We start from the raw sequence: 23,252 nt of genomic DNA, 5'->3' as shown, positions 1-23,252 counted from the left end.
AGAAAAACCTGCTTAGCATACTAAGCAGGCTATAAAATTAAAGTACTTTACTTAGAAACTCCGCAGTCCGTGGGTTTTTAGGTGCAGTAAAGAGTTGTTCTGGCGTGCCTTCTTCTTGAATAATACCTTGGTCAATAAACAAGACTCGGTCGGCAACTTCACGTGCAAACCCCATTTCATGGGTGACGATAACCATTGTCATACCTTCATTTGCAAGGGTTTTCATCACTGAAAGAACCTCACCAACTAATTCGGGGTCAAGTGCAGATGTCGGCTCATCAAATAACAAAATGGATGGTTGCATGGCTAACGCTCTAGCAATAGCGACTCGTTGTTGCTGCCCACCGGATAAACTGGCTGGCCATGCATCAATTTTATCTAACAACCCTACCTTGATCAGAAGTTGTTCTGCTTGTTTAAGTGCCAATTCCTTTTTTATTCCTTTCACTAAGGTTGGCGCCATCATCAAGTTTTCTAACACGGTCATATGGGGGAATAGGTTAAAACGCTGAAACACCATCCCCACATTTTCTCTCATTTTATTTAAATCAGTTTTAGGATCATGAACGTTAAAACCATTGACTTGAATTTCGCCCCCGTCAGGGCGTTCTAGCGCATTCAAACAACGTAAAAAGGTACTTTTTCCTGAACCAGAAGGGCCAATGACACAAATCACTTCTTGAGGTTTAACTTCACAAGAAATGCCTCTAAGTACATGAGCATCACCAAATTTTTTCTGTAAATTATTAACGTAAATCACTTCTGCCCAACCTTCTTTCCATATATTGCACCAACTGAGCAAGTATAAATGTCAGCATCCAATAAATCACAGATATTGTTAAATAGGGTTCCCAGTAAGTTGCGTAAGCGCCGGAGACTGTTCTTGCAGCATAGGCGAGATCGGCCAAACCGATTGCGGAAGCGAGGGAGGAGTCCTTGACAATTGCGATGGCATTATTTCCCAATGGGGGAAGAATGCGCCGAAAAGCTTGCGGAAGAATCACCTTGCGCATTGTTTTTGCCCAACTCATACCAAGCGCACGAGAGGCTTCCATTTGCCCTTTATCAATGGATTGAATACCCGCACGGAATATTTCAGAGACATAAGCTCCTGAGTTTAAAGTAATTGCAATGACGCAAGATAGAAAAGCACCGTAATCGGAGCGGAGCATTTTAGCGGTATCAACAGACATTAACCCTGATGTAACAAATAAGCCATCACGAGGGTTAATAAACAGTGGCACTAAGGCAAAGTGAACAACCATTATTTGAACAAATAGTGGAGTACCACGAAAGGCACTGACATAGAAGCGAACTGGCCACTGTACAAAATAGTGTAAAATAGGTTTCCAAATCCCTTGTTCAGCTTTGGCCGTTCTGCCTAAACCGAGGGTTAATCCCCATAGTGAGCCTAAAATAACGCAAATGATGGTTGCTTTTATCGTCATCATTGCGCCTTCAGCAAATAATGGAGCATACTCTTCAATTATTTCCCAACGAAACGCAGACATCTTAATTTTCACCCTGATTTAAAACGTGAAAAAGCCATCCATAGATGGCTTTAAGTTAAATTTAATTATTGTTTTGGTAATTGAGGAACATTTTCATCAAACCATTTTTGGTAAATTTTATTGTATGTACCGTCTGCAATAATCTTATCTAAGCCATTATTTATTTTTTGCTGTAATTCACTATTCCCTTTAGCGACAGCAATACCAAAATATTGTTTTTCGAAATGGTTATCGTAAATCAGTTTAAATTTTTTCTCAGGGTGCGTTTTTATATAATATTTAATTACGCCGACATCACCAACTGCAGCGTCAATGCCATCTTCGAATAGTTCTTGTAATAAAAGAGGAGTATTGTCAAAACGTTTGATTGCTGTACTGTTTTTACCTATTACATCCGAAACAACAATATCACCAGTGCTGGAGTTCACAACACCTACATTCAGGTCTTTTAAGCTATTTAAGTCTTTAACATCAGATGTTTCACTGATGACGATCGCTTGCTCAGCCGGGAAATAGGGGTTAGAGAAATCAACCATATTTTTGCGTTTATCTGTAATTGTGATCCCCGAAATTAAAATATCTCTATCACCAGACGATAAGGTCGCAAAAATCCCTTCCCAAGGGGTATTAACAAGTTTAACGTCAAAACCTTCTGCTTCTGCAATTGCTTTAATGATGTCAATATCAAAGCCTTCGAGCTGTTTTTGGCTATTTTCATATTCAAACGGACGGTAAGTCCCACCAGCACCAACGGTATAGCTTTCTTTTGCGTAAACATTCCCCGCGAAAGCTGCCAATGACATACAGCCAGCAAAAACTAATTTTTTAAACATACCAACCTCTTTAATTATGCATTTATAATGAATAAAAATACATAATATTGAACTCCTAAGCAAATGATTTTTATATGTCGAAGTGAGATAAGTTTAGGAGCTTGTGTTTTAAGGGCGGAAAAATATATTATTTAAATATAAATAAGAGAAAGTCGATGCAATCTCGATTTAATCGAAAATAAGCTAAGAAAAGCAAAACATAGGAATAGCGCTTTTTTTACCTATCAGCTACAAAAATTTAACGATAGACTGATTAACAAACTCACTTAGTGCTCAAATAAAAACAGATTACGTTCTCATGGATAAGATTCTATTAGTTTTGTGGCCATTATTTGCTCTGATTGCAATGGGATTTGTATTGCGTCGCTCGACAATATTCACCACTGATTTTTGGCCGAGTGCTGAAAAATTAAACTATTTTATTTTGTTTCCTGCATTATTAATTAACAGTCTCGCAACTGCACCTTTGGACAACCCTAAATTACCCTATTTAGCGAGCGCCATCCTTTGTGTTTTAGCAATTAGTTCTGTGCTAGTTCTAGGTTGTAAATATTTATTCAAAATACCTATCCCGAGATTTGGCGCGCATATCCAAGGAATCACGCGTTTTAATACTTATTTAGGGTTGGCTATTGTTGCTGATTTATTTGGCAAAGAAGGGATCGCTATTGCTGCGGTAATTATGGCTGTTTTAGTACCAAGCTGTAATGTCATTGCTGTGCTTTCGTTATCTTCAGGACAAAAGGTTTCAGCTAAGCAAATTTTATTACCAATCATAAAAAACCCATTGATCATTTCCTGTGTCGTTGGCGTGTTATTGAATATATCCCCAGTGGGATTACCCTTTGGCTCGGACCAATTTTTAAAACTACTCGCAGCTGCCAGCTTACCATTAGGCTTAATCTGTATTGGAGCCGCATTACAAACCTCAACACTAAGTGAATTTAAGCCTATTATGGCGTCAACATTGTTACGTTTACTTCTTATGCCTATTTTAGCATTAACAGTGGCGGGCTTATTTTCTTTGCCAAACCTTGAAACAATTCTATTAGTACTATTTTTTGCTATTCCTACTGCGCCAACCGCTTATATTTTAACGCGTCAGTTAAATGGGGACAGCCAACTAATGGCAGGTATAATTACATTACAAACCGTGGCTGCGGTATTCACATTACCAATTGTTTTATCCTTTGTAGTACATTAACTGTGATATAAGTACGTTAATCGCGATATATTTTGCAACTGTCACATTGATACTCTATGTTATCGGAGATAATTTTATCTGATGATAAGGAGTTGTGTGTGTCTTTGGAAAAATGCCAGAAATATGAAAATTTATCTATTGAAGATGTTTTAGATAAACTTTCGTTGTTATATAGCAATGCGATTGATTCATTAAGAGATGCTATCGCTATTTATGTAAAAGAAGGCCGCATACCCGATATTACAGAAAGGGAAAATGGGTTATTTGCTTATCCTGAACTGTGTGTTACATGGGAAGGCAAAGTTGATCATTGCGAAAAAACCCGTGCTTATGCACGTTTTGTTAAACGGGGTGATTATACTATTACGGTGACTCAGCCAGAACTATTCCGTGCTTATTTAGTTGAGCAATTATCTATCCTACAACAGGATTATGATGTCACTTTTTCCGTTCGCCCTTCAAAAATTGAAATTCCTTACCCTTTTGTCATTGATGGTTCAGATTTAGCATTAGATAGGAGTATGAGCAGTAATTTAGCTGCACATTTTCCTATAACCGATTTATCTCATATCAGTGATGATATTACAGATGGTTTGAACACTGCTACGGATGAAATGCCGCTGTCTCATTTTGATGCATTACGTGTGGATTTTTCATTAGCGCGATTAAAGCATTATACAGGAACCCCACCTGAACATGTTCAACCGTACATTCTTTTCACTAATTATAACCGTTATGTCGATGAATTTGTGAATTGGGCATGTGAACAGGTACGTGATCCTGAAAGTCGTTATATTGCATTATCTTGTGTTGGACATAATTATTTAACCGCTGAGAATGCAGATCCACAAATTGCGACTTCTGATTTAACATGGAAAAAATTTCAAATGCCTGCATATCATCTAATCGCTAGAGATGGGGCAGGAATTACTTTAGTAAATATCGGTGTTGGTCCTTCAAATGCAAAGAATATTTGCGATCATTTAGCCGTTTTACGACCACATGCTTGGTTGATGATTGGCCATTGTGGTGGGTTAAGAGAAAGCCAAAAAATTGGCGATTATGTTTTGGCCCATGCTTATTTGCGTGATGACCATATTCTTGATGATGTATTACCGCCAGATATTCCTATTCCAAGTATTGCGGAAGTCCAGCGTGCGCTATATGACGCTACAAAACAAGTTAGCAATATGCCTGGGGAATTGGTAAAACAACGTCTACGAACTGGAACCGTTGTTACAACAGATGACAGAAATTGGGAATTACGTTTTTTTGCAACAGCTCGCCGTTTTAGTTTAAGCCGCGCGGTTGCCGTGGATATGGAAAGTGCCACAATTGCAGCTCAGGGGTATCGCTTCAGGGTTCCTTATGGCACGCTGTTATGTGTTTCTGATAAGCCTCTGCATGGTGAAATTAAATTGCCCGGTCAAGCAAACAGTTTTTATGAAGGTGCAATCTCAGAACATTTGCAAATAGGTATTCGTGCTATTGATTTATTGAGGAAAGAAGGGGATAAATTGCATTCAAGGAAATTAAGAACGTTCGATGAACCCCCATTTAGATAGCAAGGAGAAGCAATCAATGGCTGTAATACCTGAACTTGAAACAGATAGACTGATATTAAATAAACACCAAGTAAGTGATTTTCCTGCACTTGCGAAGTTATGGGCGACTGAGTTAATGGTTCGTTACATTGGGGGTATGCCTTCTAGTGAGCGCGAATCATGGATGAGAATGTTAGCTTATGGTGGTTTATGGCCATTACTAGGCTTTGGCTATTGGGCTGTCCGTGAAAAAGCGAGTGGTCAATATATTGGTGATTTAGGTTTCGCGGATTTTCATCGTATGGTCGAACCCCATGTTAAAGGCATTCCAGAAGCGGGTTGGGTCATTGCACCTGAACATCAAGGAAAAGGCTATGCAACAGAGGCTATGCAGGCTGCACTGTCTTGGCTGACGAAAGAAAATAAGTATCGGCAATCTATTTGTTTTATTGAACCGAGGAACTTAGCTTCTTTACGTGTGGCTGAAAAGTTAGGTTACGTTGTTGACCGTGAAATTTTTATGAATGGCACGATTACGGTGTTACTGCGCCAACAATTAGCCTGATTAGCGAGTATTATAGCGGGTTAGTATTTCATGTCTGATGAGTTAGATATTTCTCAAGTTAGCCAATTATCAGGTTTAGCAGCATCAACCCTACGTTATTATGAAGAGAGAGGGCAGATTAAGCCGATAGGGCGTAAAGGGTTAAAACGGGTTTATCACGGGAAAGACGTAATAACCCGTTTGTCTTTAATTGCATTGGGGCAAGAAGCTAAATTTTCACTCGATGAAATTGCTAGCATGCTCAACCATAAGGATGGCCCTAATATTGAACGTGCGAGCCTACTTGAAAAAGCAGAAGAAATTGAGCAAACCATACAAGGGTTACTAGCCTTAAAAAAGGGTATTTTGCATATTGCGAATTGTCCTGAAGAAAATCACTTTTTATGCCCTAATTTTCAAAAGATTATGGAAAACAGCTTAAAATCAAATTCGCTAAAGAAAAGTCAGCGTTAAAACATTATCCCATTCTTGATAACAATCAATCCTATTTTTAAGCATAGAATGGGATTGATTCTCTGATTACACTCCTAAGATTGCTGTTACCATTTTAGGAACATTATGACTAATCATTTTCTTGCATTTGAGAAACCTATCGTTGAACTCAATGACAAAATTGAAGCGCTTATTGCCTTCAAGCAAAAAGGACATCCATCAGAGATTAAATTAGAAGAAGAAATCCAGCTCTTGAGAAAAAAGAGTCATTCGCTTACGAAAACCATATTTGCATCGCTTGGGGCATGGGAGATTGTCCAATTAGCGAGACACCCATTAAGGCCTTATCCCCTTGATTATATTCCATTAATATTTACTGAGTTTCAGGAATTAGCGGGTGACCGAGCTTTTGCTGATGACAAAGCGCTGGTGGGTGGCCTTGCTCGTTTAGATGGTAGGCCGGTTATGGTGCTTGGGCAACAAAAAGGGCGGACAACAAAAGAGAAAGTTATGCGTAATTTTGGGATGCCATCGCCAGAAGGCTACCGTAAAGCACTTCGTTTAATGAAAATGGCGGAACATTTCCACTTACCAGTGATGGTATTTATTGATTCTGCTGGGGCTTACCCCGGTGTTGGTGCTGAAGAGCGCGGGCAAGCAGAAGCTATTGCACGCAATATTATAGAAATGTCTCATTTAAAAACCTCTATTATTTGTGTCATTACAGGTGAAGGTTGTTCTGGTGGTGCATTAGGGATTGGTGTGGGGGATCGTATTAATATGTTGGAATACAGTACTTATGCGGCGATATCTCCAGAAGGTTGTGCCTCTATTTTATGGAAAGATTCCCAGAAGGCACAAATTGCAGCGGAAGTAATGGGAATGACCGCTCCACGGTTAAAAGAGTTAGGTATTATCGATACTATTATACCTGAGCCTTTGGGTGGAGCTCACCGCGACTATCAGTTAGCTGCACAACAATTAAAACAACAGTTACTCACTGATTTAAATGAGCTAACTCAATTAGACATAGACGAATTACTGGCACAGCGGTATCAAAAAATAATGGATTTTGGTTACTGCTAGTGCTATTAGTTCAAGTTAATAGCGCGTGAACTGTAGGAATTAGAAATGGCTGTTGACCTGAATTTATTGAAAGTGTTTATTGCCGTCGCGACACAAGGAAATTTTGTTAATGCGGCAAAGTTACTTTCAATGCCAACATCGAATGTGAGTCGTTATATTAAACAGTTGGAACAACAACTTAATAGCCAGTTAATTGAACGTACAACCCGGCAAATGCGGCTAACGGAAACAGGAAATATTTTATTTGAACAAAGCCAAAAACTAGTCAGTGAATTAGAGCAAGTTGTAGTGCAAATATGTCATCCACAACAAATTACAGGCACGTTAAGGCTAACTATTCCCAGTGAATCCGGTAGTTTATTATTAGCAGATTTATTAGCGAAGTTTGCATTATCTCACCCACAATTGAATATTCACTGTGATACACAATTAATACCTCAAGATGTTATTAGTGATGATATTGATTTGTTACTCACTTTTCATCGTGGTCATCTTGAAGACAGTAGCTATCACTCACGTCTGATCAAATCATGGCAAAGCGTTGTTGTTGCATCACCCCAATTAATTGAAAAAGTAGGAAAACCGTGTTCATACTCTGACTTAGCCAATATGCCGTGCATTTCGAGCTTGAGTGCATTACAGGGGCAACCGTGGATATTTATTGATTCATCTGGCTTACAGAAAAAAGTGATAATTAACAGCAGCTACCGAGTGAATAGTGGTATTTTGGCTCATGCTGCTGCAGTGAATGGGGTAGGTTATGCTATTTTGGCGTTAGATGCATGCGAAGAACAGATTAAACAGAAAAAATTAGTGCGGATAGCATTCGATGAAGTATCTCCAGCGCCTATAGAACTTCGCGCGGTTTATGCGAGCCGTAGTGCATTATCACCGAAAATAGATGCTTTTTTACAGTATTTATTAGCAAATATCTAATTATGCTAAGCGCGGGTCAACACTAAAATCTAGTGATTTAACGGTATGTAAAGCTTTTTGAAATTGCGGATGTAACGGGTTAATAATTGCGTTGTATTCATAGGGAACAATACAAGAGGGAATTAATAATACTAGGCTATCTTGGTTATTAAGCCATATAGTGCCAATATCCATGGTGGAGGTTGGTGCGGGGTCTTGTTGCCAATCTGTCGGAAGGTGATCTAACGACAATTTCATCACGTACTTATCATTGATATCTATGGATAGTAAGCTGAACTGGCTCAATAGTATGTCTTGATTGATGTGAACGAGTACTTCAAGGGTCGCTAATGAAATACTTGTTGAAGTATAAACAGCAGGAGTCCCTTTATGATTCCAACGCCCGCCGTAGAGCATAGCTCCTTGGCCCGACCATGCATCATGCGCAAAATTGGATTTAACCAATCGATATAAAATCATGAGAATACGCCATGTTCAATACGGCCAATCAAATCAATCACTTCAATGGCTCCGCTTTCTGTCGCAATAAGCTCAATAGGGCGTAAATGTCCTAACCCTTTAACTGGGTGGTTAAGCCAATCACTTGCCGCGTGCTTATCTCCATTAAATAAACGCACCGCAGCATCGAATACCCGCACTAGACGAGCAATTCTCTCACTTTCATCAGCATTAAGGGGCTGGCCAGCATTTTTACGTCGAGCAATATTGCGCTCATTAATGCCGGATATTCGCAATAATTCAGTTTTGCTCATTCCTGACCATTCTTGGATATTGTCTAAGACAGAGACAGATAGGCCTTGACGCAAGAAATGAGTTAACTCAATACCACGTTCTGCGGGTAACCCTACATGGCGCCACAGTGGTTTAAAGGATGAAGCAGTCGGTTGAAGTGGGGTTGTGGGGATATAGTTTCTCATTTGAATCTCCTGACATTTGTCACTTATATTATAGACAAATGTCAGGAGAATGCAAAATTAATGAATAAAAAACAAACAAAAATAACGGTTATTTATCACCACGTAGGCGAATTGTCAGGCCTTTTAGGAAGTAACGCAGTAATTGGTCTCCACATTCGCGATAGTTTTTATGCCCAGGTTTACGGAAAACTGCGTTAAGCTCAGGCTTGGATACACGAAAATCAACAAGCTGATAAATTTCAATCATATCCGTATCTTTTAATTCAAAAGCCACGCGTAATTTTTTGAGCATAATATTGTTATTAAGTCGGCTATCGACTTCGGGAGCGGGGTGGTTTTCATCTTTACCACGGCGGTGATAGATTAAGCCATTTAGAAAATGCCCCATTATATTATCGTTACATTCAACATATTCAGGTTCATTATCTTTTTTTAACCAAGCCACCATTTCTTCTTTTGTTACAGCCAAATCTGCGAGTTTTACGATTTTAACCATTTGGGCGTCGCTTAAGTCCAACATATAGCGAACGCTGCGTAAAACATAATTATTAAGCATGGTATTGTATTATCCATTATCTATAAAGGTTAATTGGCTATTTATTGAGTAAGGCCAATAAAGTATTCACTATGACAATCAATGACAGGGTGAAATTGAAAAGGAATGTATTTTGAGAGGGCTATATTATGAGGGATTAACCAAGATAAAGCAAAGCGCTGAACGATGCTTTATCTTAAATAATAAGTTAACCGATAAAATAAATAAGAGAATAGAAAAATACTAAGGTAAGGCCGACAGTTAGCAGCATGTTTTTTAATACAGAAGCCACGATGACACAGAATAGCGCCCCCCATAAATAAGGATTATCAGGGAAGGATCGCAATTCATGGTTTTCTAATAGGATAACAGGGGCACAAATTGCGGTTAATAAACAAGGTGCTGAATACCCTAATGCTTGACGAACCACAAGAGGAAGGCGTATTGGCAACTGTGGTATTAGAAAAATATAACGTAGAGTAAAAACAACCGCTGTTAAGGTAATAATTAAAAGCCAAATCATTTTTCCTCCTTCAATAAACGTGAAACGGCTACCGAAACAAACATCCCACCCACACCTGCGATAACAATAGCACTACTGAAGGAGTACATTGAAAGTACGATAGCGACGACGAGTGAAAAGATCACGCCACACAACGTACTTATTTTTTTTGTTAATGGAACGACGATTGCAAGCAAAGTTGCCACGACAGAAAAGTCGAGATGTAAGCGGCTCAAATCGCCTACAATATTGGCCATTGCAATCCCACAAAGACTAGTAATTAACCAAACGAGATAAAAACTAAACCCCGCACCAAACAAATAAGGAAAGCTTAAACTCTGACGTTTAGCAGCGCTAATCGCAAATAATTCATCTGTTAATAAGAAACCGATACTAAGGCGCTGAGGAGTTGTAAAGTCTTTAACTTGGGGGCGTAATGTCAGTCCATAAAGTAAATGCTGGGAAGTGATAAAAAAAACAGAAATAACAATCGTGATATAGCCAGCACCCGAGTTAAGCAACCCAAGGGTGACTAATTGTGCTGCACCTGCAAATACCATCGCGGACATCGCTACGCTTTGCCAGAAATCGAGACCAGTTTCGACCGCCATTGAACCTGCTAAAACTCCCCAAGGAATAACAGCAAGATTAAGAGGAGCGGTATGAACAGCGCCTGCCATCATTGCTTTTTGCCATTGATTACTTTGTTGTGACACCATTTAAGCTAACCTTATTGTAATTTTGAACACTTATATAACTTGATTGATTTTAAAGAGATGAAATATTAGTAATGGGCTATTTTAGCTTTATACTGGCTTTATCCAATTTTACTTTTAAATAGCACGAACTTTTATGTTATAACGCGAAACCTTAATCAAATCACTACTACTACTTTTATTTATTCTATAAAATTAAATGCTAATTTAATTATCTATGTCAGCATTTACAACTGCTTGATTGGCTATTTATAGTTAGCTTCTAACTAAGGTTCTTGTTTTGGTTTGTTATTCTGTTTTTTGATCTTCATTCATTGTTGTTTATCTAGCATTTTAATATTATTTGGGTTTATATTTCATATTGACATTATTATGTGGTGATATCTTTTATAAGTAATGTAAAGCCTGTATCATATAGTCATAAATAAATGATGTGAATTTTTTGTTATAACTTTTATTGAGTTAGCGGGTTTCCTATGCTTGAAAATCTCGGTATTACAAACTTATGGACTTATCTTATCGGTGTTATTTTTATTACATTGGTACCAGGCCCTAATTCTTTATTTGTTTTAACTAGCAGTGCAAAATATGGTGTGAAAAATGGTTATAAAGCCGCATTAGGTGTCTTTACCGGGGATGCTGTGCTCATTTTTCTATCATTTTTAGGTGTTGCATCTTTAGTAAAAACATCACCTATCTTTTTTAGTGTTATAAAATACGCAGGGGCGGCTTATTTATTTTATTTAGGGATTAAAACCCTGTATAGCGTATTGCATAAGAAAGAAAATACAGGTGATGTTGATTCAATTATCTTAGAAACCAAGGGCACCTATAAGAAAGCCGTTTTTTTAAGTTTACTAAATCCTAAGATGATCATTTTCTATGTTTCATTTTTTATCCAATTTATTGACCCAGCTTACCCAAGTGCAGGTGTGCCATTTTTCATACTTGGCCTAATTTTAGAAACTTGTAGCATGATTTATTTATCACTGCTGATTTTTGGTGCTGTTGCCGTAACGAATATGGTTAAACATAATAAAAAGCTTTCGAAGTTCTCTAATAGCTGTATTGGTGCTGTATTCTTGATGTTTGGAGCAAAACTTGCATTAACCGCGTAATGGTTTTATCAGAAATAGCCAGTCTATGTGCTGGCTATTCCTCTAATTTGTTCAATTTATTGCGCATCTTGATGATGAACAATAACAAATCTCATGGGTTTTTATTTTGTTCCCCATTCTCAAAGTTCATAGCTTGTTGCTTATAAAAATCAAATTCTTTTTTCAATTTAACCACCTGAGTTAATAACCAATCGCCATCAGCTAAGCATATGATAATTTCTTTCCGCTGACTGCGCTTTGAATGCCTCATGTAAGTTGAAATGGTTACCGTGACTGGAAGGCAACAAGGTGTTAGGCTCACCACCAGAAACTCAATGTAAGAATAACAAAATAAAAAAAGGATGTGGTGAGATGAGAGAGGAAGTTAAACATTTTACGGCAACAGCAATGATCCGTAATGAGCATGGTGAGTTTTTATTACACGAACATCAAAAACTTGGTTTTTGGTTACCTCCAGGCGGTCACATTGAAGCAAATGAAGAACCACAACATGCTGTTTTCCGAGAGGTTCTTGAAGAAACTGGATTAGAGTGCCAAGTGGTCAGTTGCGGTTTTCCCTTTGTATCGCAAGTGCAGGATTCATCCCATACACAAGTATTACCGTTGCCCATCGCTATCTTGAAAGAATTTATTGCGGATAAAAAGAAAGGGAACCATTGGCATATTGATATGATTTACTTATGTGAGCTATTACCCTCATCACAATCGCCTTTTGCCCCATTTGAATGGGTGCCATTTGACCAACTCGCCAAACTCAATATTCCAACCGATGTGGTTGAGTTGGCGAAAGTGGTCAATGAATATTATCGATTGCAGGGTAAATAACTACCATGAATGTGAATGTGAATGTGGAGTTAGTTTATATTAAAGAATAGTAGAGATAATCCCAATAAAATCAGTAGAATTCCAATCGTTCGGTCCATAATAAATTGGTAGTTAAGAATTTTGTTTCTGACTGCTGGCGTTGCAAAGAAAATAGCAATTAGGCTAAACCATAGCCAATGGGCAAAGGAAATAAATAAGCCATAACTTAAATTTAACCAAATTGAATTTTGTGTACTAATAACTTGGCTATACACAGAAATCACAAAAAACATGGTTTTTGGGTTTAAAGCATTTGTCAGAAAACCATTTTTAAACGCATTTAGGGCCGATAATGGCTTTGATACGGCTTTATCTGAGGATATTTTGACTTTATTTGTTAATGATTTAAATCCGATGTATACCAAGTAAAACACCCCAATAAGTTTAACGATTAAGAATAATGTTAGTGAACTCATAATGACCAAAGTGATGCCAAAAATGGTATAAAACACATGAACCTGCACACCAACAGCAATACCTAGCGCACACAATAAGCCTGTTTTAATGCCATAGGTATAACTACTACGAGTTACCATAGCAAAGTCTGGCCCCGGACTAATGACAGCTAAAATGGTAATGGTTGCAACCGCAATGATTTCATTCATATTAATTTCCTAAAAGATAATAAAAACAGACCAAAAACAGGTTTATTCTAAAAATGCTTTTTCATTTATTGTTTTTATTATCAATAGATTGAATAAAACTAAAAAGCGATTTATCCTGACGCAAATCTGTCAGTTTTTGTTACCTATATATGAAACTACCACCGTTAACGTCATTACGTTTTTTTGATACTGCTGCGAAAGCAGGTAGCTTTGTGCAAGCGGCTCAAGAGCTGAATGTGACTCATAGTGCGATTAGCCGACAAATTCGTTTATTAGAAGAACACCTTGGTGTTGAGCTATTCGAACGAAGGAACCGTGCTGTTTTTTTAACGGCTAATGGACGAATATTGTTACAAACAACCAGTGCAATATTTGAACAGCTTAAGGAGGGGGTTGAAAAGATAAAAAACAATACATTTCCTGATGTTGTTAGTTTGTCTTGTGAACCTACAATCGCAATGAAGTGGTTAATTCCTCGGCTTACACATTTTTATCAACAATATCCCCATATTACAGTGCATTTAGTGGCAGCAGGTGGTGTTATCGATTTCACAAAAACGAATGTTGATTTAGCATTGAGGCGCAATGATTTCAAATGGGATGACAATCTTTGCGCGGTAAAAGTGTGCTCAGAACGTATGGGCGTCGTGGTTCGGCCTGAACTTGATTTTAAAGAAAACTTTAGTCATATAACGCTACTGTCAACTCTATCTAGGCCAACTGCATGGGAAACTTGGCAAAATATAAAAGAAATAGCGTTTCAAAATAGTAAAACTATTACATATGAACACTTTTATTTGTGTATACAAGCGGCTTTGGCTGGGCAAGGGGCGGCGCTTGCTTCATTTCTGATGGTTGCAGATGAAGTAAAATCGAAACAATTAGCCGCGCCATATGGTTTTATTGAAGATAATTCAGCATATTATTTATTGTCATCTAAACCTGTAGAGCAAGGCAGTGCTGCGGCTATTTTTACACAATGGCTAATTGAACAGGTGAATATTAGTATTGAAACTCTGATAGATAAAAGATAATTGGCTATCAAAAAAAGAAGGTTTGGTCATAAAGCCAGCTAATCTTAATGAAAAATAAATAATTTATGCCATAACCTTTTCTTTGCGTGCTATATTTCTCGGCTAGGTTTGGTGTTTTATGTCGGAGCAAATAATGAGCAAAATACGAGTCGGTGTTATTTTTGGTGGCCGATCAACAGAACATGAAGTTTCACTACAGTCTGCTAAAAATATTATCAATGGGTTAGATCGCAATAAATTTGATGTATGCCTTTTAGGGATTAATAAAGAAGGGCAATGGCATGAATATAACGAATCTGATTTTTTATTGCATGGTGATGATCCCTCTCGTATTGCGTTGAATACGCCTAAGCGAGCTATCGCACTTGTTCCAGGTAAAACAAGCGAACAGTTTATTTCGTTAGAAGATGCTAAGCCATTGCCACAAATCGATGTTATTTTCCCTATTGTTCACGGTAACTTAGGTGAAGACGGCTCGTTGCAAGGTTTATTGCGCATGGCGAATTTACCATTTGTCGGTCCGGGGGTTTTAGGTTCCTCTGCCTGTATGGATAAAGACGTTACTAAAAGATTACTTAGAGATGCAGGCTTAAATATTGCTCCGTTTATAACAGTGCTCAAAAATGAGCGCGCAACAACTGAATATGAAGCGACCGTGGCGCAATTAGGTTTACCACTTTTTATTAAACCCGCAAATCAAGGTTCATCTGTCGGGATCAGTAAAGTCAGCACTGAATCGGAATTTGACGCAGCACTGGATTTTGCTTTCTTATTTGATATGAAAGTCCTTATTGAAAGTGCAGTAAAAGGGCGTGAGATTGAATGCGCCGTACTGGGTAATGAAGAACCTCTAGCCAGCCCTTGTGGTGAAATCGTATTACACGATAGTTTCTATGCGTACCACACTAAGTATATTGATGAAAATGGCGCCTCTGTCGTGGTTCCTGCACAGTTAGATGCTGCGGTGAGTGATAAAATCCGCGAGATTGCCTTATCCGCGTATCGCGCATTAAATTGCAGTGGAATGTCCCGTGTAGATGTTTTCTTAACGGAAAATAACGACGTAGTCATCAATGAAATCAACACGTTGCCTGGTTTTACGAACATCAGTATGTACCCAAAATTGTGGCAACAAGCGGGCATGACATACCCGCAATTAATCAGCCGCTTGATTGAGCTAGGAATTGAAAAATTCCAACAAACTGCGATGTTGAAAACGGCATGTGATGAGCTTTAATTGCTGAATAAAATACTATCTCGGTGGTTTTTATGGCTACCGAGATGTTTATTTACTCTGAACTTGAGCTTTCATTTGTTGTAAAAATAAGTTTGTTTCTTTTGGTGAGGTGAGTCGAACAAACTGAATATGGCGTAAGTTGATATTTGCCATATGACTTAGATTTTTTTCTTATTTGGATAGTAAGTCTTTAGTAGCCACAGAATTATTGAATCACGGCTGAAAAAAGCATTTTTCCAACGTTCTTTATTACCTGTATTTGCCCACAACTCTTGCCCTGAACGAATGCGCGACAATGTGCGCGTAATCGACTGATAAAGCGTTCTTGGTAAGGAGTAATCCAGCCATACCACCATATCAACCTCTTTCCATTTAATGGGTTGGGTTCGCGTATAGTTTCCATCAAGAACCCATCCAGATACCGCTTTATCTAATGCAGCGGTGAGTTTCTGGTTAAGCGCATCATCCGAAGAACCTTGCCAATTCGCTAACCAATATAAGCTATCCAATTCGATAGAAGGGACGTTTAACAACAGCGAAAGTTGTTGGCAAAGGGTACTTTTACCGCTACCACTAGTGCCAATAATATTAATTTTCATATGTAAATATTAGATAATTTTGTCATTATGATTAATCTGGAATGACTGAGCTTGGAACCATTGTGTGAACAATGATCCCACTTCAGATAGCTCTACAAATAACATTATGGTTATAAATTATTTGCACCAAACATAATTGATATAGCGAAAGAGAGGTTCAAATCCAAATTTTTTATACAAATCAAATCCCGCTTCAGACGCATCTAGGAAACAGTGTTCTACACCTTGTTGGCGGCAAAATGCTAATGCATAATCAATAAGTTGTGAAGCGTAACCATTACTTTGATGGCTTGGCTCGGTACCAATATCATCAAAACGCGCTAACGTACCTTCGATCGTCACAGTCATGGAGGTCGCTGGTTCACCATTAACGAGTAACACAAGGTGAAACTGCGGGGCGCCTTGTTGTAATGCATCCTCATGATAACGCACATATTCCTGAATAACCTGATCGTGCTCTTCAGACAGGTAAAACGCAGAAACCAGTGGCTTTGCCCACAAAGACAAATCGTGATTGGCTAAGACGATATCGACTTGGTTATCAGGCAGTTCAACTTCATTTTGCTTTACTAAGGTCAGTGCCATTGCAGTCGTGACGCTGTCACGTTTATACCCTAATGACTCAGCCTCAGTTACCACCTGCTGTAGCATCTCTTCGGGGATCACTAAGGTATGGTTTTTCTTCTGTGAAACAAACAGGTTGTGAGCCTGCATAAAGGCGTGACTGGTTGAGTCAGGCTGCAAATAAATGAAGTTAAACGCTGGCGAATTAAGGGGCGTTAAATAGCAAATTGTGTGTTGTGCAATCTGGATACTATGTTCACAAATAGATGTCCAGAATGTTTTTTCAATCGATTGATAATGTCTTAAATAGTACAACGGAATATTCATTTGTCAGTTACCTGATACAAAACGAGTTAATCGATATGGACCTAATGCGGCTTGTTCTATCCCATGCAAGATTTCATCTTGAGCCAATTGGCATATCAAAGGCGCTAGCGTAATCGCAGCGTGCATACTGATAATATATAAACCTTCGAAATCAGCAACTTTTCCGACAATTGGCGTCTCATCTTTAGGCATAGGTCGCATTCCTGTGAAAGCGTTTTCAAGATTTAGCGTGTTACTACCTATAAATGAATTTTTAATTGTTGTAAGGGCGTTTTGTGCGATAGCTAACGCGTTGTGTTCAGGCTTATCATCAATATAATCTTCAGCACAGAGTATTTTACCTGAACCTGCAAGGGCAGCCTTATGAGATTCAAAAAATCACACACGGATAAAGCGAGTCACAAAAGCAATAATAACTAATAATGCAGAAATTAATAATAATGCAGTTGCCAGGGACAGTTGAAAAGCAACAAAACCAATAGCTGCAGGTCCCGCCAAAATACCTAAATAGCCTAAAGTTGAAATTGCAGGTACGGCAAGAGCCTCTGGCATCGTTTTTTGCTTCCCTACAGCAGAAAACATCACCGGTACTATATTAGATGAACCTGCACCGACTAATGCAAAACCCATGATGGCAAATATAAGATGAGGAGATAAAACAGCAATAACAAAACCGAGGCAAGCGAGTAAAGCACCTAAAAATACGACGCGAGAGGAACCGACTCGCATAACAATTTTGTCGCCCAGTAATCGGCCAATCGTCATAGTTGTGGCAAAAGCAGCAAACCCTAAGCCGCCTAAAGTTTCTTCTAATCCATGGTGTTCAATTAAAAATACAGCTCCCCAGTCAAGAACTGCGCCTTCAGCAAGAAAAACGGCAAAACAAACAACCCCAATAACCAAAACAATGCCTTTCGGTATAGCGATAAGAGGGCCTGTTGGGGCGTTAGCGTAAGGGATTAAACCGTTATAGCAAATAGCTAATAAAACTACGGCAATAACTGAAACGATGATTGATGCCATTGTCGCGGAAACACCAAGTAACAAGATCAAACTCATGGTACCTGCACCAGCTATCCCCCCGACACTATAAAAACCATGAAAGCCGGACATAATTGGCTTATCAGATGATTTTTCAACAATCACCGCTTGAACATTCATCGCGCAATCTGTTAAGCCAATGAAAATTCCAAATAATAATAAGGCAATGATAATAAAGTTAATTTGCGATAAAGAGGATAAAATGGGGAATAACAAACTAAAGGCGATGGTAGAAAACACCATTAAACGGCGGCAACCAAATTTGGCAGCTAATGCACCAGTTACTGGCATAGCAATAAGTGCCCCTCCACCGAAACATAATAGTAGCATGCCAAGGGTGGCATCATTTGCCCCTGTGTTAAGTTTGACATAAGGAACAATGGCTGCCCAGGCCGCGGTAACAAAACCGGCAATAAAAAAAATAATTCGAGTAGAAACTTGTTCCCTTTTCGCAGGCATAAAGGAAACATGACTATTAACTTGTTGAGTAGATTGCATTTTATAATACTTCTTAAAAGATAAAATTAACTACCTGTATTAAGATAGCCAGAATTTGTTCATGAAGGTTTGGGTAGCCTGTTGCTACAACCGTACCACCAATTTCAGCTCAGCAACCATCTAATGTAGTCACTTTGCCAATAGCACGTTCTATAATAGGGATTAATGGAACAATATCATAAGGTTCCAGTGCGAATTCGACACAAATATCGATTTTACCCGCTGCTAACATTGCCATTGCATAGCATTCTCCCCCATAGCGAGTCATTAATACTTGTTTCTCAAGCGCCATAAAAAAATTGTACTGGTCTAAACCGTATATCTATATTTAATCTTGTTTTACGAGGGCATTTTAGGCGCTATTTGTTATAAAAAACTCAATATAATATCGTCGAAAGGTCCTTATAGAACATGATGAGTGTGCAATGAAACTAAAAATTACGCCTTTGTTGTTTTCAATTTATCCATTAAGTGTATTTGCACAGAATTTACTTGTGAGTATGCAAACTATGCACTTTGCAGGCAAAGATATAAATTATTATTTAATCCAAAAACAAGCCAAAAAATCAAAGGATTTATTAGTTTTATTACAAGGCTCAGATTGTAAAAGCGTCATTAATAACCCCAATATGTTGAAAAATTTCGGGGTTGTATTTCCTCATAATGATATTTTATTAGTTGAAAAAACAGGATTAAACAGCCAAGTGGGGGTTAATGGCGAAGAAGCTTCAGAAGAAGAATGTCCTGTTGACTACATGTCGAAAGACTCGCCATTAGAACGCACCAATAATTATGTAGCAGTATTAAAGCAATTAAAAAATGATTACCAACACATAGTGCTATTAGGCGGAAGTGAAGGTGCGCTGGTAACTAATTTAATTGTTGCACAAGAAAACTTTATTACCGCATCCGTTGCATTGAATGTTGGCGGCCAATACTTCATTAATGATGTTCTATATAGTATTGAAAATAATACACCTAAAGAAGAAATTGCTAACTCAAAGGAAGGTTTTAAACAATTTGCAGAAGCGGTAAAACAAAAGCAATTAAATAACGACCAATTTGTCAGCGGCCATGGCTCGAAATGGTGGTATGAGATGCTCACCATTGACAATTTAAAACTTATCCAGTCAGTTAAAACCCCACATTTGGTGATACAAACGATGGCGGATACCAACGTGGATGCTCATGGTACAGATAATATGATGAAACAAGTTCGTAATACCCATGTTAGTTACCGTTCTTATCAAGATTTAGACCATTATTTCAAAGATAAAGATGGGCAGTTGCACACTGAACAAATTGTGACAGATATTCAACATTGGTACCAAACGGTGACAAAATAAATATACTGGGAGTTATCATTATATTAATCCCCATGATTGTGTCACTAGGTGCAGTTTTGCGATTAGTGATTACATTAAACCTTATTTTTTTAGGTAAAGTAAAATGCATCTTGATTATTAAGATGCATTCAATAAAATCACTCCGAAATATAGCTGTAGTAATTAAAAATAGGTTCAAAACCCAGTTTTTTGTAGATAGATAACCCTTCACTGGATGACTCCAATACACACTGTTTAATCCCTTGTTGATAGCAAAGGTATAGCGCATGTTTAATAAGTGAAGTCGCGAGCCCTTTACCTTGGTATTGAATATCAGTACCAATATCATCAAGTCGAGCTGTTTCATTATTAAATGTCATAGTTAAGGTTGAGACTGGTTGCTGATCTGCAAATAAGACTAAATGCACCATATTAGTTTGTTTATCAAGTGCTCTTTGGTGATAACGAATATACTCGTCAGTAACAGTTGAGTCACTTTCATCTGTATCAGAATCGACAGGGAATGCTGTAATTAACGGCTGAGCCCAATCTTCGAGTCGATCATTACTCTGTATTATCTGAAAATCAGTATTAAGCGGTGGTGGTGAATTGTATTGAGACAGAGCCCCTTGTGGCAAAATCATTGCGGTTGATTCACCATCAAAGACTAATCTCCGTGTTATTATTTCTGACTCAAATAGTGAAAGTATTTGGTCATGAACAACCAGTACATAAGGCTTAGTTTGTTTTTTGAACAGCGCTTCGGCCTTCTCGTAATCTGAAATGAGTGCGCCTTGGTGGAGGTAAATATAATTAAATATAGGCAATGGTAGCTCAGAAAAATAAGCACTAGTTTGGTTGCTAATTTTCACCATATTTGCACATATTGCAGACCAAAAATAGTGTTCTTGTTGATAGAACAAATTTTCATTGTTATCCATTATGTATACTCAGTTTATAGTAGTAGATAATATTTTTATGGCTTGATTGTATATAAAACGCAATGATCGCTATAGTGTTCGTATAATTGAAAGCACAAAAAGAACCATTTTATTGCAATTTATTGGATTTATAAGAAAATAGGTCTTCCTAGAAAAGAGATTGTATAAAAATAAGAGAATTATTATGAATAACGCACCAGACACGATAACCTTTTTTGAGCGTTTACTTCCATTGGTGGTTTCCGGTAAAAAAATTATCACTATTCGTGATAAAAGCGAGAGCGATTATGTTCCTGGGAGTATTGTGAAGGTATATGCGTTAGAAACAGGGAAATATTATACTGATATTAAAATATTGTCGGTAGAGCCCATTTCTTATGATGACATTTCTGAATACCACGCTAAGCAAGAAGCCATGGGTCTAGAGACGTTGAAAGCACTTATCAAAGAGATTTACCCAAACGAGCAATATTTATACGTGATCACTTACCAATTGCTGAATAGCACTGACTGATCAAGAATATAGTTTTTTGGTAATTTGTAAAAATGCCTTTGTTGCCGGTGATGCTTGGTTCTCGTTAATAACAGCAAAAGCAATACTACGCTTAAGTGGTGGGCTAAGGGGGGTCATCATTAGTGGCTGTGGGTGAAGGGGTATTTATTGCACTAAATCCGCTGAGTACGGTTATTGTGGGAACTCTATTTCTTAATGAGCAACTCAGTACAGTGACCTTTATTGGCAGAATATTAATTTTTTGGGAATACTTATTGCGAATAAAAAATAATATAAAAATAGGCCAAATTAGAGGCCTATTTTAAGTTTATTTGAATTTTTCTTGATGTTTTAAAATAAATTCTTTTAGTGATGTTGGCGCTTTACCCGTTATAGTTTGAAAATTATCAAAAATTATTCCTGAACGGTCTAATTCCCCATTGGTAAAAGCGACATAATGGTCATAGATACTTTTCATATAAGCGAGTTCTAAATTATTTTTAACGGCATGTTGCCAAAACTGATTGGGATTTTCTGCCTGATAGCTGAAAGGGATCCCCAATTGTTCTGTTAATAATTCAGCTATTTGTGTGTAGTTTTTGTTTTCATAACCAAGACGATAAATTTGGTCTGCATGTTGTTGCGGGTTAAGTAAGTAATAAGCCGCTAGTTCAGCAACATCGGCACAGTCTACCCAACTGAGTACCGCATTGCCAAAATAAGAGCGCAAGATACCTTTTTGCAAGTTCTCATCCCCTTGATAACCCAGTAAGTTTTGCATATAAGATTCGGGGCGAAGGTGAGTAAATTGTATTCCTGACCATTCAATATAGCGTTCAATAAGTTGGTGCCATGCCCAATGTGCCACTTGCGCCTCATCGTCCCCACAGGCACCTAAATGCACGATATATTTCACGGCTGATTTTTTTGCGATATCAACAAAAACCTTACTTTGTACAAGCATATCAATGGTATAGCCTGTCATCATGAAAACGGAATCTATACCCTGTAAAGCGGTTTCAATAGTATCTGGCTTATCATAATCCATAACAACAGTTCGATAAGGTGTGTTTTTCAACTTAGCAGGATCTCTAACCGCTAAAACAATATCATGATAGCCTTTGTTCTGTAATGATTGGATAAGGTAATGACCAACCTGGCCTGTTGCACCAGTAATAAGAATTGTATTTTTCATGAATATCCTATAGTGACAATATATTCAGTTAAAGTGTTTTGCTCATAATATATTCAAGAGATTGCTGAGTTTCGCTTGTAAATAACATTTCTTTTAGAATATGCATATCGTTTGACTGATAAAATGCCATTGCTCGAGTGTTACTTGCGAGAACATCTAACCATAGCAAAGAGTCACCTTGTTGTTTTGCGAGCGCTTCAATAAATTTAAATACGGTTTTTCCATAACCTTTACCTGTAGCGCCAGGAGAAAAGTAAAGCTTATTTAACAAAGTACCAACTAAATTAGTTTCAGGTATACAGGAGTGATAGGTTAGTTTTACTAAACCGATTGGGCTCGTATTTTCAATAATATACCAATCAATATGCTGTTGATTAAGGTCCTCAGTGATTTTAGTTGTGCTGTATTCTTGATTTAAATATGTGTTAAGTTCATTTTGGCTATTCCATAATGTAGCAAAATGATGCAAATAACTTTCCGTACCTATTTTATGTAGCAATAACGCGTCGTGTTTCGTTGCTTTTCTTAGTATATGGGGAACTTGGTTCATAAATGTTTTCTCCTGTGCTTTATCAGTGTATAGCAATCAATTGATAAATGTCATAGAAGAGGAAAAGTAGAGCATTTTTG

Annotated in this window: 28 protein-coding genes and 1 pseudogene; 12 read left to right on the top strand and 17 right to left on the bottom strand. The window is 37.9% G+C overall.

Features of this window, described 5'->3' with window-relative positions; all coding sequences use genetic code 11:
• Positions 1-37 precede the first annotated feature (37 nt).
• From PR834_RS02395 to PR834_RS02385, 3 genes are all read right to left on the bottom strand, one after another.
• Positions 38-760 carry an amino acid ABC transporter ATP-binding protein gene (locus PR834_RS02395; protein ID WP_004254533.1) on the bottom strand — a complete coding sequence of 241 codons (723 nt, stop codon included), beginning with the start codon at positions 758-760 and terminating at the stop codon, positions 38-40.
• Complete coding sequence (locus PR834_RS02390) at positions 747-1,511, bottom strand: amino acid ABC transporter permease (RefSeq protein WP_004254530.1); 765 nt, start codon at positions 1,509-1,511, stop codon at positions 747-749. The genes PR834_RS02395 and PR834_RS02390 overlap by 14 nt, the downstream gene beginning before the upstream one ends.
• A gap of 65 nt (positions 1,512-1,576) precedes the next feature.
• Entirely contained in the window at positions 1,577-2,344 is a 768-nt protein-coding gene (locus PR834_RS02385) for a basic amino acid ABC transporter substrate-binding protein (RefSeq protein ID WP_004254527.1), read from the bottom strand.
• Positions 2,345-2,642: 298 nt separating this feature from the next.
• Between PR834_RS02385 and PR834_RS02380 the strand changes: the two genes are divergently transcribed.
• The 6 genes from PR834_RS02380 to PR834_RS02355 all read left to right on the top strand — a co-directional run bounded on the left by PR834_RS02380 (position 2,643) and on the right by PR834_RS02355 (position 8,111).
• The gene (locus PR834_RS02380) at positions 2,643-3,548 is read left to right on the top strand and encodes an AEC family transporter (RefSeq protein WP_272536369.1); all 906 of its coding nucleotides are present in this window, start codon (positions 2,643-2,645) and stop codon (positions 3,546-3,548) included.
• Between the two features lie 104 nt (positions 3,549-3,652).
• Positions 3,653-5,113 (top strand): AMP nucleosidase, encoded by a 1,461-nt coding sequence (locus tag PR834_RS02375; RefSeq protein ID WP_153673684.1) that lies wholly within the window; start codon positions 3,653-3,655, stop codon positions 5,111-5,113.
• On the top strand, positions 5,094-5,657 hold the full coding sequence (locus tag PR834_RS02370) for a GNAT family N-acetyltransferase (protein ID WP_442959643.1): 564 nt from the start codon (positions 5,094-5,096) through the stop codon (positions 5,655-5,657). The genes PR834_RS02375 and PR834_RS02370 overlap by 20 nt, the downstream gene beginning before the upstream one ends.
• Before the next feature lie 30 nt (positions 5,658-5,687).
• A complete protein-coding gene (locus tag PR834_RS02365; RefSeq protein ID WP_272536367.1) occupies positions 5,688-6,110 on the top strand; it encodes a helix-turn-helix domain-containing protein in 423 nt (140 codons plus the stop codon).
• Between the two features lie 105 nt (positions 6,111-6,215).
• A complete protein-coding gene (gene accA, locus PR834_RS02360) occupies positions 6,216-7,175 on the top strand; it encodes an acetyl-CoA carboxylase carboxyl transferase subunit alpha (protein ID WP_272536366.1) in 960 nt (319 codons plus the stop codon).
• A gap of 45 nt (positions 7,176-7,220) precedes the next feature.
• On the top strand, positions 7,221-8,111 hold the full coding sequence (locus tag PR834_RS02355; RefSeq protein ID WP_096863730.1) for a LysR family transcriptional regulator: 891 nt from the start codon (positions 7,221-7,223) through the stop codon (positions 8,109-8,111).
• On the opposite strand, the gene PR834_RS02350 is transcribed toward PR834_RS02355, so the two are convergent.
• The 5 genes from PR834_RS02350 to PR834_RS02330 all read right to left on the bottom strand — a co-directional run bounded on the left by PR834_RS02350 (position 8,112) and on the right by PR834_RS02330 (position 10,784).
• Entirely contained in the window at positions 8,112-8,570 is a 459-nt protein-coding gene (locus PR834_RS02350; protein WP_196724897.1) for an RES family NAD+ phosphorylase, read from the bottom strand. It abuts the gene before it with no gap.
• A complete protein-coding gene (gene parS, locus PR834_RS02345) occupies positions 8,567-9,028 on the bottom strand; it encodes a type II RES/Xre toxin-antitoxin system antitoxin (protein ID WP_004254502.1) in 462 nt (153 codons plus the stop codon). The genes PR834_RS02350 and parS overlap by 4 nt, the downstream gene beginning before the upstream one ends.
• Positions 9,029-9,116: 88 nt before the next feature.
• The gene (locus PR834_RS02340) at positions 9,117-9,584 is read right to left on the bottom strand and encodes a DUF1456 family protein (protein WP_094960596.1); all 468 of its coding nucleotides are present in this window, start codon (positions 9,582-9,584) and stop codon (positions 9,117-9,119) included.
• A 187-nt stretch (positions 9,585-9,771) separates the two neighbouring features.
• On the bottom strand, positions 9,772-10,086 hold the full coding sequence (locus tag PR834_RS02335) for an AzlD domain-containing protein (RefSeq protein ID WP_004254498.1): 315 nt from the start codon (positions 10,084-10,086) through the stop codon (positions 9,772-9,774).
• Complete coding sequence (locus tag PR834_RS02330) at positions 10,083-10,784, bottom strand: AzlC family ABC transporter permease (protein ID WP_004254495.1); 702 nt, start codon at positions 10,782-10,784, stop codon at positions 10,083-10,085. Before PR834_RS02330 ends, PR834_RS02335 begins: the two co-directional genes overlap by 4 nt.
• Before the next feature lie 473 nt (positions 10,785-11,257).
• Here PR834_RS02330 and leuE point away from each other — a divergent pair, with 473 nt between their 5' ends.
• Both leuE and PR834_RS02320 read left to right on the top strand, forming a co-directional pair.
• Positions 11,258-11,899: a leucine efflux protein LeuE gene (leuE, locus tag PR834_RS02325; protein WP_004254492.1), complete on the top strand. Its 642-nt coding sequence runs from the start codon at positions 11,258-11,260 to the stop codon at positions 11,897-11,899.
• 351 nt (positions 11,900-12,250) lie between these two features.
• On the top strand, positions 12,251-12,724 hold the full coding sequence (locus PR834_RS02320; RefSeq protein WP_036957747.1) for an NUDIX hydrolase: 474 nt from the start codon (positions 12,251-12,253) through the stop codon (positions 12,722-12,724).
• Between the two features lie 29 nt (positions 12,725-12,753).
• Here PR834_RS02320 and PR834_RS02315 read toward each other — a convergent pair whose 3' ends face one another.
• Complete coding sequence (locus PR834_RS02315) at positions 12,754-13,368, bottom strand: LysE family translocator (RefSeq protein ID WP_272536365.1); 615 nt, start codon at positions 13,366-13,368, stop codon at positions 12,754-12,756.
• 149 nt (positions 13,369-13,517) lie between these two features.
• On the opposite strand from PR834_RS02315, the gene PR834_RS02310 reads away from it, so the two are divergent.
• Positions 13,518-14,402: a LysR substrate-binding domain-containing protein gene (locus PR834_RS02310; RefSeq protein WP_272536364.1), complete on the top strand. Its 885-nt coding sequence runs from the start codon at positions 13,518-13,520 to the stop codon at positions 14,400-14,402.
• A gap of 133 nt (positions 14,403-14,535) precedes the next feature.
• A complete protein-coding gene (ddlA, locus tag PR834_RS02305; protein ID WP_272536363.1) occupies positions 14,536-15,639 on the top strand; it encodes a D-alanine--D-alanine ligase in 1,104 nt (367 codons plus the stop codon).
• A gap of 158 nt (positions 15,640-15,797) precedes the next feature.
• On the opposite strand, the gene PR834_RS02300 is transcribed toward ddlA, so the two are convergent.
• From PR834_RS02300 to PR834_RS02280, 5 genes and pseudogenes are all read right to left on the bottom strand, one after another.
• Positions 15,798-16,238: an adenylate kinase gene (locus PR834_RS02300; protein WP_272536362.1), complete on the bottom strand. Its 441-nt coding sequence runs from the start codon at positions 16,236-16,238 to the stop codon at positions 15,798-15,800.
• Positions 16,239-16,355: 117 nt separating this feature from the next.
• Positions 16,356-17,129 carry a GNAT family N-acetyltransferase gene (locus PR834_RS02295; RefSeq protein WP_272536361.1) on the bottom strand — a complete coding sequence of 258 codons (774 nt, stop codon included), beginning with the start codon at positions 17,127-17,129 and terminating at the stop codon, positions 16,356-16,358.
• A 3-nt stretch (positions 17,130-17,132) separates the two neighbouring features.
• On the bottom strand, positions 17,133-17,321 hold the full coding sequence (locus PR834_RS02290; RefSeq protein WP_262960693.1) for an FAD-binding oxidoreductase: 189 nt from the start codon (positions 17,319-17,321) through the stop codon (positions 17,133-17,135).
• Positions 17,322-17,507: 186 nt separating this feature from the next.
• A complete protein-coding gene (locus PR834_RS02285; RefSeq protein ID WP_110591704.1) occupies positions 17,508-18,668 on the bottom strand; it encodes an MFS transporter in 1,161 nt (386 codons plus the stop codon).
• Positions 18,669-18,681: 13 nt separating this feature from the next.
• Positions 18,682-18,948 (bottom strand): annotated as a pseudogene (locus tag PR834_RS02280) (inositol monophosphatase family protein); the annotation flags it as partial.
• A gap of 145 nt (positions 18,949-19,093) precedes the next feature.
• Here PR834_RS02280 and PR834_RS02275 point away from each other — a divergent pair.
• Positions 19,094-20,014: an alpha/beta hydrolase family protein gene (locus PR834_RS02275; protein ID WP_272536360.1), complete on the top strand. Its 921-nt coding sequence runs from the start codon at positions 19,094-19,096 to the stop codon at positions 20,012-20,014.
• A gap of 137 nt (positions 20,015-20,151) precedes the next feature.
• Here the strand turns inward: PR834_RS02275 and PR834_RS02270 are convergent, their stop codons facing one another.
• Complete coding sequence (locus PR834_RS02270; protein WP_272536359.1) at positions 20,152-20,934, bottom strand: GNAT family N-acetyltransferase; 783 nt, start codon at positions 20,932-20,934, stop codon at positions 20,152-20,154.
• A 184-nt stretch (positions 20,935-21,118) separates the two neighbouring features.
• Here PR834_RS02270 and yqfB point away from each other — a divergent pair, with 184 nt between their 5' ends.
• A complete protein-coding gene (yqfB, locus tag PR834_RS02265) occupies positions 21,119-21,448 on the top strand; it encodes a N(4)-acetylcytidine aminohydrolase (RefSeq protein ID WP_196724901.1) in 330 nt (109 codons plus the stop codon).
• Between the two features lie 307 nt (positions 21,449-21,755).
• Here yqfB and PR834_RS02260 read toward each other — a convergent pair whose 3' ends face one another.
• Both PR834_RS02260 and PR834_RS02255 read right to left on the bottom strand, forming a co-directional pair.
• Complete coding sequence (locus PR834_RS02260; protein ID WP_272536358.1) at positions 21,756-22,622, bottom strand: SDR family oxidoreductase; 867 nt, start codon at positions 22,620-22,622, stop codon at positions 21,756-21,758.
• Between the two features lie 28 nt (positions 22,623-22,650).
• Positions 22,651-23,172 (bottom strand): GNAT family N-acetyltransferase, encoded by a 522-nt coding sequence (locus PR834_RS02255; RefSeq protein ID WP_196724903.1) that lies wholly within the window; start codon positions 23,170-23,172, stop codon positions 22,651-22,653.
• Between the last annotated feature and the right edge of the window lie 80 nt (positions 23,173-23,252).

The sequence above is a fragment of the Providencia sp. PROV182 genome, from assembly GCF_028480325.1.
Taxonomy (GTDB): domain Bacteria; phylum Pseudomonadota; class Gammaproteobacteria; order Enterobacterales; family Enterobacteriaceae; genus Providencia; species Providencia hangzhouensis.
Note: the sequence above shows the minus strand (reverse complement) of the source record. Positions and strands in the feature narration are given on the sequence as shown.